This is a genomic window from Micromonospora sp. HM134, from assembly GCF_007833915.1.
GTDB classification, from domain to species: Bacteria; Actinomycetota; Actinomycetes; order Mycobacteriales; family Micromonosporaceae; genus Micromonospora; species Micromonospora wenchangensis.
Window position 1 is genome coordinate 2,780,347 of record NZ_CP041061.1, and the last position, 18,279, is coordinate 2,798,625.

The following is an 18,279-nucleotide window of genomic DNA, read 5'->3' on the forward strand; positions in this document are numbered from 1 at the left end:
TCCGATGGTGAGGACCGATTGTGAAGAGTCGTCTGCTCGACCGCCTGCTGGTCGCCGCCCAGGTTCACGGGGTCGAGCCGCTGGGTCCCCGCCTACGGCTGGTGACGCTGACCGGGCCCGATCTCGCGGGTCTCGACTGGCTGCCCGGCCAGCACGTACGCCTGCAGCTCGCCCCGGGGCCGGCCGCCGTCGACTGGCTGGTCGGCACGCTGCGCACCTACACGGTGTGGAGCTACCAGGACCAGACCATGGAACTGGTCGTCTTCGACCACGGGGACGGCCCCGGCGCGCAGTGGGCACGCACCACCCGGCCCGGCGACGAGCTGATGCTGATGAAACCGCAGGGCACCTTCGTCACCGCCCCGGCCCCGTACCACCTCTTCGCCGGGGAGGAAACCGCACAGGCCGCCTACGGTCCGATGCTGCGCGCACTGCCGGCCGACGCCCGGGTCTTTGGCCGGTTCGAGATCGACTCCCCGGACGAGCGCCTGAACCTGACCGACTCCCACAACGAGCGCCTGGACCCAAAGATGCTCAGGGACCTGGAGTGGAGCTACCGCCGGGGCCGGTCCGCGGCTTCCTCCGAGACACTGGTCGAGGCCGTCCGCGGACTGGAGCTACCCGCCGAGCCCGGCCGCGCCTACCTGGCCGGAGAAGCCCGGACGATCCAGCTGATCCGCCGCCACCTGGTCAAGGAGCGGAACTGGCCGCGCCGCAACGTGATCACCAAGCCGTTCTGGACCCCCGGCCGCAAGGGGATGGACTAACCCATCGTTCCTTGAACCCCGCATGTGAGTTCTCGGCGTTAGATGCGTTCCGGTGGTGGGTCTGCCCCAGATCCAGGGTCGCCGCCGAGATCACGAGGGATCGACGTGGAGCAGGTCAAGCGCACCGACACCACGGCCGGGTTCGTGCCGGTGAAGCGGCGGTGGGTGGTGGAGCAGACCAACGGCGCGCTCATGCTGCTGGCAGTGGGCGCGGATCAGGTCAGCGAGGTGGTTCAACGATCGGTTGGACAACGGAATCGAGGCGGGGTGAGACAGCGACGAGGCTCCCGGTGAGGCATCTTTCTTGGTCGGTCGCTGTCCTACCGGGAGCCTCACCGCAACCCGCCGTCGGGGCACCCGAACCCATCCCCACCAGTACAAAGCCGGTTGAAGAACGCTCAATGGCTTCGGATCAGGTCCGCTTGCGGCGCGCGATCTCGTCAGAGAGCTGCTGCACATCAGCGGGGTCCGCGCCCCGGGCAAGGGCGACGTAGTGGTCCATGACGGCCGGCCGGTAGCGCACGGGCAACGTCTGCCCCGGGGCGAGTCGGGTGAGCTCGGTGATCGTGAGACCTTCGTCGGCGATACCGCGGAACGAGACGCCGTCGGCGGTCTCCACGTCGAACATCAGGACCACGCGAGGGTTGCTGTTCACCTCCCGCCAATCGACGAGAACACCGAGCGCAAGCGCCCCCGTACGCAGCTCCGCATTGCGCTTCCGCGCATCACTGCTCATCAGCGGGTTCGGGGCGATCCCGGGGAAGTCGGGCCCGACGCCGAGCGACTCCCGACTCAGGTCGGGCCTGAGCTGGTCTATCTGAGCGCTGAGGTTGTTCGTCGAACCGACGATCCTGCCGACCACCGCGTCGAACATCCTGCCGAACATCCTGGCCCCTCCCTCACACCGGTGCCGGAATCTCGGCCTGGCGCTCCGCCTTACCACGATTGTATGGCGGCCGTTCCCGAGCGCCATCGCACCGCCCCGTCTCGATGGGGCCGCCGTCTGTGTTCGCGGACGGGCTCGGTCGTGGGCAGCATCTGGACTGACCAAGAGACCTAGACCGAACGTCAAGCGTCAGATGGGACGGATCTGTCAAGCAAGCGGTGGGACCACGACCGGCAGCCCGAGCCACGGCCGGGATCCTCGCCCCCCGTCCGTCAGCGCTGCGGACACCGTGCACCGCGACTCCCGCGGCTACGACAGCGGGACGGAGATCAACGGTCGGTCCGTCGTCACCGACACCCTGCCGAGAAAAAGTTCCGGGTGACGGCAACCTACGGGCGGTGGATCGCATGTACCCGGATGTCAGCAACGATCACCACGATCCATAGGGGTCCGGAAATGTCTGCACGTCGTCTTCTGCCGCTTCCCGCTGTCACCGTCCTGTTCGTACTCGCCGCCTGCTCCACCACGGAGGCACCCACGGCCGGCACGACCGCATCTGCTCCTGCCCCGGCGGCAGCCAGTGCCAGCTCGACCGCATCTGCCCCGGCCACGGCCGCCCCGGCGGACGGCACCCCCGCTGTCAAGCCCACCGTGACCGCCAAGGCGGCCGGGGGCGTCAAGAGCGCCGACTGCCCCTCGGGGACGGATCTGCAGAAGCTGGTCGAACTGCCGAAGGGCATGACCTTCGGCAGCGTCGAGTGCGTGAAGGACTGGGCGGGAGCCGTCCCGCAGGGCCCGAAGACCGGTGACGGCGTCTACCTGTTCCACTACACGGCCGGTACGGGCTGGAAGTACTACGGCGAGGGCAGCGGATACGACTGCAAGGACCTCGGCCTCACCGAGCCGGCGCCGTTCTGCATCTCCGGCTGACCGCAGGGACCACGTTTGCGTGCTGTGGCGCACACTGGCTACGGTGTGCGCCACAGTCAGCCGGCCGCACCGACGCCGTCGCGCCCTGACAACCTGTGCCGGTACGTCGGGGGATGCGAGCGGGGCATGGCGGACTCGATCGACGATCAGTTCCGGGAGTTCGTCCGGACCCGCTCGCCGGCCCTGCTCCGGACGGCGTTCCTGCTGACCGGCGACCGGCACCTCGCCGAGGACCTGGTGCAGGACGCACTGGCCCGGACCCACCGGGGCCGGCGGCGGCTGCACGATCCGGGGCACTTCGAGGCGTACACCCGCACCGCGATGTACCACCAACAGGTGAGCTGGTGGCGGCGACGCAGGGTGGCCGAGTCCCTGCCCGGGGAACTGACCGACGTGGCTCAGCCCGGCAGTGACCACGCCGGCCGTACCGACCTCAAGCTCGCCCTGCACCAGGCGCTCGCCCAGCTCACCCAGCGGCAGCGCGCGGTGCTGGTGATCCGCTTCTTCGAGGACCGCAGCGAGGCCGAGGCCGCGCAGCTGTTGCAGTGCTCGGTCGGCACGATCAAGAGTCAGACCAGCAAGGCACTGGCCCGGATGCGGGAGATCGCGCCCGAGCTGCTCTCGGCCGTGATGGAGGAGGCCTGATGACCGACAACCTCGGGCCGCTGCGTCAGGCCATGTCCGAGCTGAGCGAGCACGGCGGCAGCGCCGACCTGTACGAGGGGACCCTGCACAGGTCGCGGCGGTTGCAGCGGCGGGCGACCGTCACCACCGGTGCCGCAGCCGCAGCGCTGGTGTTCGCCGTCGGCGGTACGGTCGCCTTCGCCGTCAACCACCGGCCCGACCCGTCGGCGCCTCCCGCAGCCGCCCCCGGGGAACCCGACTGTCCGTCGATCGAAACCCTCGGGGATCTGGTCGAGCTGCCGACGGACTGGTCCTTCGCGTCCACCGGTGTGCAGTGCGCGCAGACGTGGGCGGCGGTCGAGGTGAAGCGTCCGGCCGGCGGCGACGTCCGCTACCTGTTCCACTACACGGCCGACGCGGGTTGGCGGTACCAGGAACAGGGCACCGAATGGGACTGCGCGGAGCTCGGCCTGACCCGGCCGGCACCGTTCTGCACCTTCTGATCAGCAGGCCTGTCCCGTTCGTCGCTGTCTCGTCCCGAACCGTCACCGTGGCCGTCCCGCCGGGTTTCTTGCCTTGAGGTGAGTGGCGTCCTGGCATGACGGTCCGACGCGACTGTTCCTGTCAGCCGCCCGGACAGCGGTTGTCTCCGCCGCTGTGTTCCACGCAGTGCCCCGGCGGGCCGGGCGGGGGAGGGGCCGTGACCCAGACCCAACCGATGGCGACCATCCCCGGGCCCCGCCCCGCCCCGGCACAGATACGACGCCGGAGAACTCGTTTCCGGGTACGACGGGAAAGCGGACGGGGTTGGCGAACCGGAAGGTGCCGGAGCGTTGCAGGATGTCGATCGGGTCGAGGCCGACCGCGCGGACGTCGACGACCACGTCGTGGGCCCCCGGGACCGGGTCGCGGCGGTCACCGAGACGGAGAACCTCCGGGCCACCGAATCCGGTCAGCTCGTACGCGCGGCTCGTGCGATGCGGACCGTGCCTGGGTGGAGAGGTGTGCGGGGGGAGCGGTGTTCCGGATCCGTTCACGTCCGGCGACTACGGCGACCCGCGACCGATCATGACGGCCGTCGTCGCCATGCGCCGCGCCCGCCATCTCGCCGGAACCCAGCAACTCGCAGCGGAGAAGCTGCTGTGGTGGTGATCCGGTCGGCGGTGTCCGCTGAGCCGGGGCGAGGGGGATCGGGAGCGGTCCATGGTTGTTACCGAAGGTGCGTGAAGATTCACTCAGGGCTATCGGATTTGACGGGCGGCGATGTAGCATCGAACTCGGCCTTGGGAGATCAAGTCTCTTTTCGAGGTCGTGATTGGCGTGCTGATTCGGCGACCTCGCCGGACTCGATGCGAAGGCGGGCAGGAATTCGGCAATCCCCTCGCGATGACGATGTGAATTCATCCTGTCGGCCTCGCGTCCTCGGGCGCGCTGACGGGGCTGCCCGGTGATCCTGTTCTGCCCGTCCACCGTCGCCGCACCGACCGACCGTCATGAATTAACCTGACCGAAACGTATTGTGCGATCCGGTAACCGCACTGGTAGTGAACCTGAGAAGTGGTCCCCTGTGAACCCGACGAGTCTCCCTTGATTTTCCGACCACTTCCTATGAGGATGGCTATCATGGGGTGTTGTAGTCGCGCTATCAGACATTTATGTGATCTGGCGGAGGTCGATCAAGGTCGCCTGCCAGCGTATTGCGGCCCGGTGCAGCGGTCGCCATAGAAGTTGATTTACCGGCCGACGCGGTGTGATGCGAGTCGGCTCGTCCAGGACAAGGATATCCGTCGTCGGAGAGACCGCCGGCGGCAATTCACCCTCGATGGGAATGCTGAGAATAGGCCCGGAGTCCGGGTCCGAGGTATGGGTCGGGCGAGAGCGTGAGCTGAACCTCACGCAGACAGCGTTGACCCGGCTGGGGCGGGGGACCGGCTCGGTGCTCCGGCTGGTCGGTGAGCCGGGCATCGGCAAGACTTCACTGCTCACCATCATCGCCCAGGCCGCGGCCGACTGCGGCTACCAGGTGTTCCACGCCGTCGCCGACCAACTCTCCCACCAGTCACCACTGAGCGTCCTGCTCGCCTGCCTCGGCGTCCGCCAACGGCCCGACGACCCCACCCGAGCGGAGATCACCCATACCCTGCTCGCCCAACCCCCGGCCTTCCCCGCCACCGGCTCGACCCTGGCCGTCGTGGCCGAGATGCTGGTCTCCCTCGTCGACGACCTGTGCGCGGCGGGCCCCACCGTCCTGATCGTCGACGACGCCCATTGGATGGACGAGCCGTCGACCGTGGTCTGGCGGCGCTTGGCCGCGAGCGCGGAACACCTGCCCCTGCTCCTGGTCGCCGCACACCGTCAGGACCCGTCCCGCCCGACCCACTCGCCAGCCGGCACCGGCCGGGGCCACGAGCACCTGCTGAGCCTCACGCCGCTGGACGACACGGAGGTCTCCCAGCTCCTGACCGGGCTGCTCGGAGCGCCCCCCGGCCCGACCCTCAGCCGGTGGTCGGGCGCGGCGGTCGGCAATCCGCTCTACCTGCACGAGCTGGCCGACGTCCTCGTCCGGGAGGACCTGGTCCAGGTCGTGGCGGGACACGCGGACCTACGTGACGACGACGACCGGATCCCCCCGGCCCTCACCGCCGCGTTGACCAGCCGGCTTGGTCTGGTGCCGGACGCCGGGGACGTGTTGCGGACCGCCGCACTGCTCGGTACCGAGTTCACCGTCACCGACCTCAGCGTCGTGCTGGGTCGGCCGGTGCGGGCCCTCGCCGACGTGGTGCAAAGGGCCGTCGCGGCCCGCATCCTCGCCGGCTCCGGACAGCGGATGACCTTCTGCCATCCACTGATCCGCCAAGCCCTGCACGACGCCGTCGCGCTGCCGCTGCGCCGAGCACTACACCTCGACCTGGCCCGGGAGTTGGCCGCCGCAGCCGCCGAACCACTCACCGTGGCACACCAACTGGAAGCGGCAGGCGGCGTCGAGAACCGGTGGGTGCCCGACTGGCTCCAGAAATCCGCCCACACCCTGACCCACGCCGACCCGGCACTCGCGGTCCGGCTGCTGCGCACCCAGCTCGGACAACTCCCCGCAGACGACCCGCACCAGGCCCCACTGAGCGTCGCGCTGGCCCGCTCACTACAGATGCTCGGCCGGTGGGAAGAGGCCGCCGACCAGGCCCGCCAGGCCCTCGCGTCGTCCACCGGACTGGACGCCCACGGCGAACTGCACTGGCTGCTGATCCGCGCGCTCAACAACAGCGGGAAGACCGACGAGGCCGCACTGATCCTGCGCCAGACACTCACCCGACCGGCGGCGATCCCCGAACCCTGGCACGGACGCCTCCTGGGCACCCTGGCCCTGATCAGCCGGGCCGGCACCGGCGGACCGAGCGAAGCCGAGACCCTCGCCGGCGAGGCCCTCGACGCCGGCCGCCGCTGCGGCGACGACTGCGCGATCGCCGGCGCCAGCGTCGTGCTGTCCCTCACCCGGTCCGACCGGCGCGACCACCCGGCCGCACTCCGGTACGCCGAACAGGCGCTCACTGCCCTCGTCGGTCACCCCGACCATCCGGAACTGGAGATGTTCGCCCTGCACTGCCGCGTCGTGAGCCTGCAGAACATGGCCCGGTGGCGGGAAGCCGACAGGGTGCTGCGGCTGTCGCGGGAAATCCGCCGCCGCGCCCACGACGTCGCCGCCGCGTCCATCGGCGTGACCGAGGCGATGCTGCACTACTGGGTCGGCCGCTGGGACGAGGCACTGACCGCACTGACCCCGGTCGCCGACGACCCCTGCGGCCCGTTCTACCCGGGCCTGCACCGGGGCGGACCCGCGCTGCTACGGCGGGGCGTCACCGCGCTGATCGCCGTTCGACGCGACGACCGCGCGCTCGCCGAAACCCACCTGCACTCCGACCCGGCAATGCCCGCCGACCACAGTCCCGCCGAGGACACCGAAGGATTCCTCCTCGCCGCCCGGGCCGTGCACGCCGAACAGCAGGGCGAACCGGAACGGGGCACCGCCCTACTCGCCACCATGCTGCAGCACCGCCCCGACACCGCCGCCGGCCCCCACCATCCATGGTTCGCCGACCTCATCCGGATGGCGTCAGCCTGCACGGACACCTCCACCGTGACGGCCACCCTCGAACTGACCCGCCTCTGGACCGAGGCCGAGAAGACACCGGGACGGGCCGCGCCCATGCGGCAACGCTGCTTGGGCCTGGCCACCGAGGACCCCGAGCCGCTGCGCACAGCCGTACAGCACTACCGGTCAGCCGGCCCCAGAACCGAGCTGGCGGCCACCCTCGAAGACCTCGCGGTGGTCCTGGCCGGCCACGGCGCGACCACCGAGTGCCGGGCCGCCGCCACCGAGGCGATCGGCCTGTACAGCCGGATGGGCGCGACCTGGGACGTCCGCCGCACCGAGGCGCGGCTGAGGAACAGGGGAGTGCGCCGAGGGGTCAGCGGCCCCCGCGCACCCCGGCCGGTCTCGGGCTGGGCGGCGCTCACCGCCACCGAACGGCGCGTCGCCATGCTCGTCGCCGAGGGTCGCTCCACTCCGGAGATCGCCGCCACGATGCTCCTGACCCGCCGCACCGTCCAGACGCACATCTCCCGCGCCCTGCACAAACTCGGACTGCGCAGCCGCAACCAGATCGCCCGGGAGGTGCTGCGCAACGCCGGTGCCCGATGACGGATGACTCGCCGACCTTCCGTCGGTTTTCTGCGTCAGCTGACGCATGTCTCATTCGTCCACCCCGGGAAAGCTGTCCGCATGACCGTCCCCACCCAGCCGGACGACACCACAGCCCCCCACGCCACGATCCTGATCGCCCTCGAAGGCGGCCCGGCGAGCCTGCCACCCGAGCTTCGCAGCCAGCGGATCTCGCCGGACGCACCGAAGGTGAAGATCCCGCACAACGGTGGCTACGAGCACTTCGAACGCCCCGACGACAGCGACGCTGAGCCGCTGGTCTTCCGCTGGGCGTACCGGTCCCGCATTGCGGAGTAGCCGGCCGGGAACCTGCCCTGCCCCGAGCGGCCCGGGTCGGGGCGAGCCCGTCCGGACCCGCAGGCCGCACGTCGTCGATTGTCCCTGCGCCGTCACGGCGCGCCACAGCCCGACCAGCGGGATGGAAACGAGGGTGACGCACATGGTGGATTCTGTCTTCGTCATGCCCGGCACGGTGGCTGCCCCCCGTACGGGCACCCTGCGCGACCTGCACAGCCGCTACGAAACGGTCCGCGAGGCGCTGACCCTGATCGACAAGGCGGCCCGCGAGTTGGGGCTGCCCGACATCAGCACCCGGCTGATCGAGGACGCCGCCGGCGAACGCCCCTACAGCCCCGAGGTGCACTACCTGGAGATCTTCGCCGTCAGCCTCGCCACGTACCACCTGCTCGTCGCCGAGGGCGTCGAACCGGTGGCGATCGTGGGACAGAGCATCGGGGAACTGTGGGCCCTGGCCGCCGCCGGACACGTCTCCGTCGGCGACGCCGCCCGCCTGGCGGTGGCCCGGTCCCAGGCACTGACCCGGCAGGCCTGGCCGGGCACCATGCTCGCCGTCGGGGTCGACGGCCGCCGGGCGGAGTCACTCGCCGGACTCATCGGCCACCCCCACCTGGTGCTGGCCTGTGAAAACACCCCCCGACAGAGTGTCCTCAGCGGACCAAGGCAGCAGATCGACGAGGCCGAGCGGGTTGCCGAGGCGCTCGGCTGGCCCAGCGTCCGCCTCGACGTCCCGCACCCCACCCACACCCCGGCGGTCGCCCAGGCCGCCCGGGACCTACGGGCCACCGCACCCCGCGTGTCCTACGGCGGCGCACGGTGGCGGGTGTCCTCACCATGGCTCGGCCGCGACATCGGCGACGAGGACCCGGTCGAACTGGTGGCCGGCGCACTCACCGCCCAGGTCCGGATGCTGCACACGGTCCGCGCCCTGCACGCCGCCGGCGCGGACACCTTCATCGAATGCGGAGAATGGCCGGTCGTCACCCGGTTCGTCGAGGCGTCGGTCCCGGGCGTCCAGGCGGTCGTACCGCTGAGCGAGCACGACCCGGTCGCGGCCGTCCGGGCGCTGGTCGCCAGCCGCACCGACACGGCCCCACGCCCGGTACGGACGCCGGTGCCCCCACCTGTCCCGGCGTCTCCCGCGCCGCCCGTCGCGCCCGCGCCGCCCGTCGCGTCCCCTGCGCCCGTCGCGTCCCCTGCGCCCGTCGCGCCTGCGCCACCCGTCCCGGCTCCCGCTGTCGCGGCACCGCCACCCCTGGCGGCCCCCACCCCGGCCGTCCCGGCTGCGCCGTCCGTCCTGACGCCGCAGGCACCGGTGACACCGGCCTCCCCGCTCACGGTTGACCCACCCCGGCCCGCACCGGACGCCGACCGGCAGTACGCGACGGTCCTGGCCGAGATCCGCGCCCTGTACGGCGACTACCTGGGCTACCCGCCGGAGCTGCTCGGCGACGACGACGGCCTGGAATCCGACCTGGGCGTGGAGTCCCTCAAGCAGGTCGCCCTGCTCAGCCGCGTCGCCGACCGGTACGGCCTGCCGGACCTGCGCGCCAACACCTCCCTGCTGACCGTCGGCACCCTCAAGCGGATCGCGCAGGCCGTCGTCCAGGCGCAGGCAGAGGCGACCGCCCGATGACCGACACACCAGCCCTGCACGGCCGGGTCGCGTTGGTGACCGGCGCGGCCAAGAGCCTCGGCGCGGACATCGTCCGTCGACTCGCCGCCTGCGGCGCACACGTCATCGTCAACTACTTCCACTCCGTCGAACAGGCCGAACTGCTGCGCACCGAACTGGCCGAAGCCGGCCTCAGCGCGGAGTTCATCCGGGCCTCGGTGGCCAAACGCGGCGAGATCGACCGGATGTTCGACCTGATCCGGCAGCGCCACGGCGGCCTCGACTTCCTCGTCAACAACGCAGCCGGCGGCGCGTTCCTGCCCCTGTTCGACGTGGACGACACCTACTGGCAGCGGGCCTGGTCCACCAACGTCATGGGCGCCTACCACTGCTCCCGCCGGGCCGCCGAGCTGATGACCGGCCGCCCCGGAGCAGCCATCCTCTGCCTGTCCAGCGTCGGCGCCCACCAACCGGTCCCCGGCTACGGCCCCGGCGGCGTCACCAAAGCCGCCCTGGAATCCCTCGTCCGGTACCTGGCCCTGGAACTCGCCGACCAGGACATCCGCGTCAACACCGTCCTGCTGGGCTCCGTGGCCAGCGAGATCGTCGTCAACCTCGACGACCCGGCCGCCGCACTCGGCGACTCGCCGCGCTCCAGCGACCTGACGCGCCGCACCATCTCCACCCCCGAAGCGGCCCGGCTGCTCGTCCACCTCCTGCACCCCGACACCGGATTCATCACCGGGCAGACCCTCGTCGCCGACGGCGGCATCAGCATCGGCGGCATGCAGGGCCTGCGACTGCACAGCAAGCTCGCCGCGCAGGTCGGTGTGCCTCCCCGAACCCTGCCACCGCCCCCCACCACAGCAGCCAGCGTCGCCGAACCGGCACCGTCCACCACCGAGGCCGCCCCCGAACCGGCCCCGGTGACCACCGTGACGCTCACCGAACCGCAGCCGGCACCCGCCGCCGCGACACCACGCCCCGTGGACGACCCGCAACCGCACCGTCCACGGACCGGCCCCGACGAACACGACCCGGACGCCATCGCGGTGGTCGGCCTCGGGGTGGTCCTGCCCGGCACCAACAACCCCGCCGACCTCTACGACCGGCTCCGGGAAGGCGCCCTGCTGGCCAGCGAACCCTCCGCCTTCGACCTGCGGCACTTCTGGTCGGCCAGCGCAACCGACACCGACAGCTTCTACATCCGGGAAGCCGGCTACGTGCAGGGGTTCATCCCCGACCCCGCCTCCGTCGCCGAACCCGACGGATTCCTGGGACACCCCGGCTGGCCACGCACCACCCGCTGGCTGCGGCACTGCACCGTCCAGGCCCTGACCGGAGTACACCGCCGGCCCGACGACAGGTGGCTCGCCGCGACCACCGGCATCCACGACCAGACCGGACTCGGCACCCAGGGCGTCGTTCTCGGCGACGAATACCAACGCCTCATCCGCGACGCCATCCACCGCAGCGGCGACGACGACTGGCTGGCCGAACTCGCCGACCACGCCATCAGCGCCCACTACAGCGGCGACGGCGGCAACCCCCTGGCCTACCTACCCGCCTCGGTCTCCCGCAACGCGCTCCGTGGCCTGATCCCACACGACGCCCAACACCTGACCCTCGACGCGGCCTGCGCCACCGGACTGTTCTGCCTCGACGCCGCCGTCAAAGCCCTCCGCGAGGGAAGCTGCGACGTGGCGCTCGTCGGCGGTACCTCGGTCATCGAACCGATCGGCTTCACCCTCTTCTGCCGGGCCCAGGGCATCACCGCCAGTGGCCGCATCCGCCCCTTCGACCAGGCAGCCGACGGGACACTGATCGGTGAGGGCGCCGTCATGCTCGCCCTGAAACCGTATGCCCGCGCGGTAGCCGACGGCGACCGGATCCACGGCGTCGTCCTCGGCACCGGACTGGCCGCCGACGGCCGGGGCAAGGGCATCCACGCACCCGCCACCCGGGGACAGGAACTGGCGATCAGCCGCGCCTGGGCCGACGCCGGTGTCGACGCCGCCGACGTCGACTGGGTGGTCGCCCACGGCACCGGCACCCCCGTCGGCGACGAGATCGAACTGCGCTCCCTGCTGGCACGGCTCGGCGAACGGGACCGGCCGTGCCTGCTGACATCGAACAAACAGGTCTTCGGTCATACCGGCGTCCTCGCCGGACTCGTGTCGGTGGCGCACGCGCTGGTCGCCCTCGCCCACCGCACGATCCCCGGCCACACCGTCGTCACCGACCCCCACCCGCTGCTGGGCGACGGCACCCGACTCACGGTGCCGGTCACCGACGCACCCTGGCCGGTCGACCAGAACCGCCCACGAATGGTCGGAGTGTCCTCGTTCGGCCTCGGTGGCGCCGACGCCCACGTGGTGCTCGCCGACCGGATACCGACGACCCGACCCACCCCCCGGCCGCCGGTGACCCACCACGCCCCCGACGCCGAAGACCTGGTCGTCGTCGGCTGGAACACCCACCTGCCCGGCCTGGACCGCGACCGGGTGCCCGCCTGGCTCGTCGGCGACGGCCCCACCCCACAACCCAGCTTCGGCAGCCCCTACCCGCTGCCGTCCCCCCTCGACGTGCGGATCCCACCCCGCACGATGCGGCACATGGACCCGGCCCACCTGATGATGCTCCAAGCCCTCGGGCCGCTCCTGACCGACCTCGGCGAACCGGGAACCACACTGCGGCCGACCACCGCGATCCTGGTCGGGGCGAGCCTGCCGACCACGCACAACGCCCGCGCCGCGCTACGGGTCCACGCCCAGGAGTGCGCCGCCACCTTCGATCTGCTCCCCGACCCCGGGCAGGCCCAGACACTGCGGGAGTACCTCGCCAAGGCCCTCGCCGACGCCGGCGACGTCGTCCCCGACGAACTGAACGAAGACGACTTCACCGGCGCCGTGTCCTGCATCCTGTCCGGCCGGGCCGCCAACTACTACGACTTCCGGGGCTTCGGCACCAGCGTCTACGCCCACCGCGACTCCGCCCACTGCGCACTCGACCTGGCCCTGCGCCAGCTCCGCCACCGGGCCTGCGACCTGGCCCTCGTCGGCGCGGTGAGCCTACGGCCCATCAGCGGATGGGACCGGCACCTCGACAGCCTCGTCCCGGCGGGCCGCACCGTCGCCGAAGGCGCCGCCGTCGTCGCCGTCGCCCGCCGCTCCACCGCCCGGGAGCACGGCCTGCCCATCCTGGGCACCCTCGGCACCACACCCGAGGCCACCACCGACGACCCGGCACCCACCCTGCCCGCCGCAGCCGGCACCGACCGTACCTACCTGGCCCTGGACGCCCTGCTGGCGGTACTGCGGGCCGTCGTCACCGGCACCGACACCCTCGTGTCACCGGCCGCCCCCGGGTCACCATCGATCCGCTTCACCGGACCGACCGGCCCCGACCCGAACGGGGCCGTCGCGGAACCCGCCGAGCAGGCCATCGGCCGCCGACGGACCCTCCACCTGCAGCCGCTGACCCCACCCGACCCCGACGGACCCGCGATCCCCGCCGGAAGCATCGTGGTCACCGACACCCCGGACCTCGCCGCCGCCGTCACCGGCCCCGACATCGCCATCTGGTCACCGGGACCGGGAGTCGACACCGCCACCCACGTACCACCCGACGCCGCCACCGACGCCCTCGCCGGCCTACCGTTCGTCCCCCGCCACATCCGGATCCTCACCCGCCTGCAACCCCCCGGCGACGACACCGACGACACCGAAGCCGCCCGCCTGGAGGACCTCCAGGACCTCGCGTTCACCACCATCCAGGCCGCGCTGCCCGCCCTACGGGCCGGCGGAACACTCGCCGCCGCGCTGCTCACCGCACTGCCACAGGCAACGACCCACCCCCTCGCCGGCCTGTTCACCGGGCTCGTCCGCTCCGTACGGGCCGAAGTGCCGCAGTGCAGCGGCAACACCCTGATCACCGACACGTCGCACACCCCGACCGCACTGGCGCAACTGGCCCGGGCCGCGACCGCCCGCGTACCGACGCACACCCTCGCCTGCCACGGACAAACCTGGTACCAACTCGCCGTCGCCGACGACGAGCCCGCACCCCGGACGCAGGAAGCCGCCCTGCCCCCCGGCGCGATCGTGGTCGCCTTCGGCGGAGCCCGGGGCATCACCCCCGAAATCCTCGACGCCGTCGCCCGTACCACCGACCGACCCCACCTGTACCTCATCGGCCGCACCCCGCTACCGGACACCGACGACGAACTGCCACCCCAGGCCGCGTTCATCGCCGCCGGCCGCCGCGAGAACCCCGACGCGTCACTGCGGGACCTCAAGACCGCCTACGAACGCGCCCAGGCCCGCCTGGAGGTCCGCCGGACCGTGCAGCGACTCACCGAACTGTGCGGATCCGACCGGGTCCACCACCGCGTCGGCGACGTCCTCGACCCGCAACGGACCACCGCGGTCCTCGACGAGATCATGGACCGGCACGGACACATCGACCTGCTCATCAACACCGTCCTCGACCTACGCTCCCGGGCCCTGCACGCGAAAACCCTGACCGACTTCCGCTCCGTACGCGCCACCAAAGCCACCGGCTACCGCAACCTCAAACGCGCCCTGACCGGCCGGCCACCCCGCATCTGGTGCAACTTCAGCACCCTGGCCACCCTCGCCCCCGCCCCCGGAGACGTCGACTACTGCGCCGTCAACGAATACCTGGCATACGCGAGCGCCTGGGCCGACCGCAACGCCCCCGACGGACACCGGGAACTCGCCATCCTCTGGAGCGGCTGGCGGGAGGTCGGCGTCGCCAGCAGCACCGCCATGCGGGAAACCCTGCGCCGTAACCGGATGGACGCCTACATCAGCAGCAGACAGGGCGCCGCCCAGTTCCTCGACGCCGTGACCCGCCCCGGCAACGGAGCGGCGGTCTTCTTCATCCGCGACGAGGAACGCATCCTGCTGGGGGAGCGGGGCATCAGCACCGACGCCACCGGCGGCCCGCTGCCACTGCCCGCACCCGACGCCCCGCCACCCACCCCACCCGACCCGTCCCTGGCCACGCCACTGCTCGACGGCGTGCTGCTGCGCGGCCACCGCTGGGCGGTGTTCACCAAAACCTGGGAACCGCACACCCTCGCCGAACAGGACGGCCGGTGGATGCGCCACCACCGGGTCAACGGAGAGTACGTCCTGCCCGGCACCTTCGCCCTCGAAGCCGCCGCCGGCGCCGCCGGACACCTCTGCCCCGACCTCACCGTCACCGGATTCCGGAACCTGGTCTGCCGCACGTCGGTGACCGTCCGGTCCGCCGGACCACCCCGCACCATCACGGTGGACGCCCGGCTCACCGACCGGTCCCCGGACCGCGCCGTCGTGGCGGTCCGGATCACCACCAACCGGATCGGCCGCAACGGCAAGGTCCTGCGCTTCAACGACCTGCTCTGCGAAACGACAGTCGTGCTCACCGACCGCCACCCCCCGCTGCCCGCACCGACCGACGAGGCGACCCACCGCCCCGAACCGGACTTCACCATGCCGGTCTACTCCGCCGACCTGCCCATCACCCTCAGCGGCCCGTTCGCCGGAACCAGCGACTACGCCCGCGGACCGGACGGCACGAGCGCCACCTTCCGCCTCGACCACCAGGCGTGGAGCCCGGCCCTGGCCGGCATGACCGTACCGGCGATCCTGCTGGACGCCATGGTGCACCTGCTGCTCCTGCCACCCCACGGCGACCAGCCACCCCAGGTCGGCCCGATGGCCGGCATCGAGACGGTGGACCTCGGCGGGCCGGGCAACGACTGCCAACTCAGCGCCGCCCACCCGACGATCCGACTGCACTGCCGCTTCGCCGACGGCACGCTGACCGCATCAACCCCCCACGGCCACGTCCTGGCCCGTATCACCGGGGTCAGCGCACACGCCACCGACCACAGCGGGAGGTTGATCCGGCCGCACGCCGACACCCCCCAGCCGGCCCTTCCCTGACCCCGAGGAGACAACGGTGCTGTGGCACGACATCACGATCGCCGGAACCGGCTCCTGGATACCCCCGATCCGACCCGAACACGACCCGTGGGACGGCACCCGGACCCGCCAACCGTCCATGGCCGCCACCAACGGATTCACCTCCGCAGCCGTCTCCAACGGACAGACCGCGACCCAGATGGCGGCGCGGGCCGCCCTGCTGGCACTACGCCACGCAAACGTCGCCAGCAGCGACGTGAGCCTGCTGGCCCACGCCACCTTCCAGGACGAGGACCACTACACACCCGCGCCCTACCTGCTGCGGGTCCTCGGAGCCACCCGCAGTACCGGCATCGAGGTCGGCGCGGCCAGCGACGGCGGCGCGGCCGCCCTGGTGACCGCCGCCGAACACCTGACCGCCCAGCCCACCGCCCCGGCGGCCCTGGTGACCGCCGCAGCCCGCTTCCCCCACCAACGATGGGCCCACGTCCGCGACATCGGCTACGTCGCCGGCGACGCCGGAGCAGCCGCCGTGCTCACCCGCGGCACCGGCTTCGCCCGGCTCCTGGCCACCGCCCAGGCCACCGAACCACAACTGGAGGTGCTCACCCGCGCCGGTGAGGACGACCCCGCCGCCGGCGCCGGACGACGCTTCCTCGCCGAACAGACCGGACTCCTGCCCCACATCGACACCCTGCGACGCCGCACCCGCCACTGCGTCGACACCGTCCTCGACGAGACCGGCCTGACCGCCGCCGACGTCTCACACGTGGTGGCCATCGCGATCGGGTCAGCCGTGCTCGACCTGGTGCTCTCCGGACCCCCGCTGCACCGCCGGGCCACCGACACCAACTGGACCTTCGGCCGCCACCTCGGCCACGCCGGCCCGTGCGACGTCCTGCTCGCCCTCGACCGGATGTTCCGCACCGGCGCCCTCCGGGTCGGCGAACGCGTCCTCGTCGTCAGCTTCGGCCTCGGCTTCCGCTGGACCACCGCCCTGCTCGAGATCACCCGACCGCCGCCCGGCGCGACGACGGCAGACCGGAGAACGAGGTAACCCATGACCGAGGCGACCACAACGACCACGACCACCAGGTCCGTTCCCCTGGCACCGGGCGCACTGCCCCTGCTCGGCCACGCACTGCCCCTGCTCCGGGACCCGCTGGCCTTCATCCGCTCCCTGGCCGGATACCCGACGATGGTGCGCGTCCGGTTGGGCCCGACCTCCGCACTGCTCATCTGCGACCCGACCCTGACCCGGCAGATCTTCGTCAACGACCGCACCTTCGACAAGGGCGGCCCGATCTACGACCGGATCCGGGAGGTCATCGGCGACGGACTGTCCACCTGCCCGTACCCGCTGCACCGGCGACAACGGCGGCTGTGCCAACCGTCGTTCCACCCACGACGCCTGCACGGCTACGCGGCCGTGTTCGGCCGGGCCTCCGACGCCACCGCCGGCTCCTGGCACGACGGCCAGGTCCTCGACGTCACCCGCGAGATGATGACACTGACCACCCAGGCCACCATGGAGACGATGTTCAGCGGGTCCCTACCCGCAGAAACCCTCCGCCGCGCCCTGGCCGACACCAACACCGTGGTCAGCGCCTTCTTCCGCCGCATGATGACCCCCGCCCTGCTGCGCCGGCTGCCGACCCCCGCCAAACGACGCTACGACCGGGCCCGGGCCCGACTCTTCGCCACCATCACCGAGATCGTCGCCGCCCGCCGCGCCGACCCCACCGACCACCACGACCTGCTCTCCGCGCTGGTCGCCGCAGTCGACGTGGAAAGCCTCGACCACGAGCAGCAGCTCAGCGACTCCGAACTGGCCGACCAGGCCCTCACCTTCTTCCTCGGCGGCATGGAAACCACCGCCATCACCCTGGCCTGGGCGCTGTACCTGATCGCCACCCACCCCGACGTCCAACACCGCCTCCACGCCGAAACCGACACCGTCCTGGCCGGTGCTCTGCCCGGCCCCGAACACCTGCCCCGCCTCGACCTGGCGGCCCGGGTGGTCACCGAGACCCTCCGGCTCTACCCGCCCGCCTGGATGATGACCCGGACCGTCACCGGCGACGCCGAACTCGACGGGGTACGGCTACGCCGCGGCGACACCCTCGTGCTCAGTCCCTACCTGATCCACCGCCGACCCGACCTGTACACCGACCCGACCCGCTTCGACCCGGACCGCTGGCTCGACACCTCACCCGACCGGGCCGGCTACGTCCCGTTCGGCGCCGGCGCACGCAAGTGCATCGGGGACCAGTTCGCCCTCACCGAGGCGACCCTCGCCCTGACCGCCGTGGCGGCCCGCTGGGAGTTGACCCCGGTCAGCGACGAACCCTTCCAACCCAAGGTGGAAACCAGCCTGAGCTCACGCGGGCTGCGCCTACGGCTACGGCGTCGCCCGACGCCGACCACCGACACGCCGTCGGCCGCCACCTCGCAGCCCGCACCCGTGCCGCCGGGCCCCGGCGTCTGCCCGGTCGCCCACTAGGAGA

The 18,279-nt window shown here is 71.7% G+C and carries 11 protein-coding genes and 1 pseudogene; 11 read left to right on the forward strand and 1 reads right to left on the reverse strand.

Annotated features, from left to right (window positions below; genetic code table 11):
* The first annotated feature begins 20 nt into the window (after window positions 1–20).
* Window positions 21–767, forward strand: coding sequence for a siderophore-interacting protein (locus tag FJK98_RS12280; protein WP_205789425.1), 747 nt, complete (start codon window positions 21–23; stop codon window positions 765–767).
* Between the two features lie 93 nt (window positions 768–860).
* A pseudogene (locus FJK98_RS34805) lies at window positions 861–965 on the forward strand (IS5/IS1182 family transposase); the annotation flags it as partial.
* Between the two features lie 214 nt (window positions 966–1,179).
* Here the strand turns inward: FJK98_RS34805 and FJK98_RS12295 are convergent.
* A complete protein-coding gene (locus FJK98_RS12295; protein WP_240762779.1) occupies window positions 1,180–1,653 on the reverse strand; it encodes a hypothetical protein in 474 nt (157 codons plus the stop codon).
* 651 nt (window positions 1,654–2,304) lie between these two features.
* On the opposite strand from FJK98_RS12295, the gene FJK98_RS12300 reads away from it, so the two are divergent.
* From FJK98_RS12300 to FJK98_RS12340, 9 genes are all read left to right on the forward strand, one after another.
* Complete coding sequence (locus FJK98_RS12300; protein ID WP_145919140.1) at window positions 2,305–2,583, forward strand: hypothetical protein; 279 nt, start codon at window positions 2,305–2,307, stop codon at window positions 2,581–2,583.
* A 126-nt stretch (window positions 2,584–2,709) separates the two neighbouring features.
* A complete protein-coding gene (locus tag FJK98_RS12305; RefSeq protein ID WP_145919141.1) occupies window positions 2,710–3,228 on the forward strand; it encodes a SigE family RNA polymerase sigma factor in 519 nt (172 codons plus the stop codon).
* The gene (locus tag FJK98_RS12310) at window positions 3,228–3,710 is read left to right on the forward strand and encodes a hypothetical protein (protein ID WP_145919142.1); all 483 of its coding nucleotides are present in this window, start codon (window positions 3,228–3,230) and stop codon (window positions 3,708–3,710) included. The genes FJK98_RS12305 and FJK98_RS12310 overlap by 1 nt, the downstream gene beginning before the upstream one ends.
* Before the next feature lie 1,403 nt (window positions 3,711–5,113).
* On the forward strand, window positions 5,114–7,903 hold the full coding sequence (locus FJK98_RS12315; protein WP_240762781.1) for a helix-turn-helix transcriptional regulator: 2,790 nt from the start codon (window positions 5,114–5,116) through the stop codon (window positions 7,901–7,903).
* Between the two features lie 81 nt (window positions 7,904–7,984).
* Window positions 7,985–8,221 carry a DUF5988 family protein gene (locus FJK98_RS12320; protein ID WP_145919144.1) on the forward strand — a complete coding sequence of 79 codons (237 nt, stop codon included), beginning with the start codon at window positions 7,985–7,987 and terminating at the stop codon, window positions 8,219–8,221.
* Window positions 8,222–8,363: 142 nt separating this feature from the next.
* Entirely contained in the window at window positions 8,364–9,857 is a 1,494-nt protein-coding gene (locus FJK98_RS12325) for an acyltransferase domain-containing protein (RefSeq protein ID WP_168222441.1), read from the forward strand.
* Entirely contained in the window at window positions 9,854–15,793 is a 5,940-nt protein-coding gene (locus FJK98_RS12330) for an SDR family oxidoreductase (RefSeq protein ID WP_145919146.1), read from the forward strand. The genes FJK98_RS12325 and FJK98_RS12330 overlap by 4 nt, the downstream gene beginning before the upstream one ends.
* 16 nt (window positions 15,794–15,809) lie before the next feature.
* On the forward strand, window positions 15,810–16,829 hold the full coding sequence (locus FJK98_RS12335; protein ID WP_145919147.1) for a 3-oxoacyl-[acyl-carrier-protein] synthase III C-terminal domain-containing protein: 1,020 nt from the start codon (window positions 15,810–15,812) through the stop codon (window positions 16,827–16,829).
* A gap of 3 nt (window positions 16,830–16,832) precedes the next feature.
* Window positions 16,833–18,275, forward strand: a complete 1,443-nt coding sequence (locus FJK98_RS12340; protein WP_145919148.1) for a cytochrome P450 — start codon at window positions 16,833–16,835, stop codon at window positions 18,273–18,275.
* The last annotated feature ends 4 nt before the right edge of the window (window positions 18,276–18,279 follow it).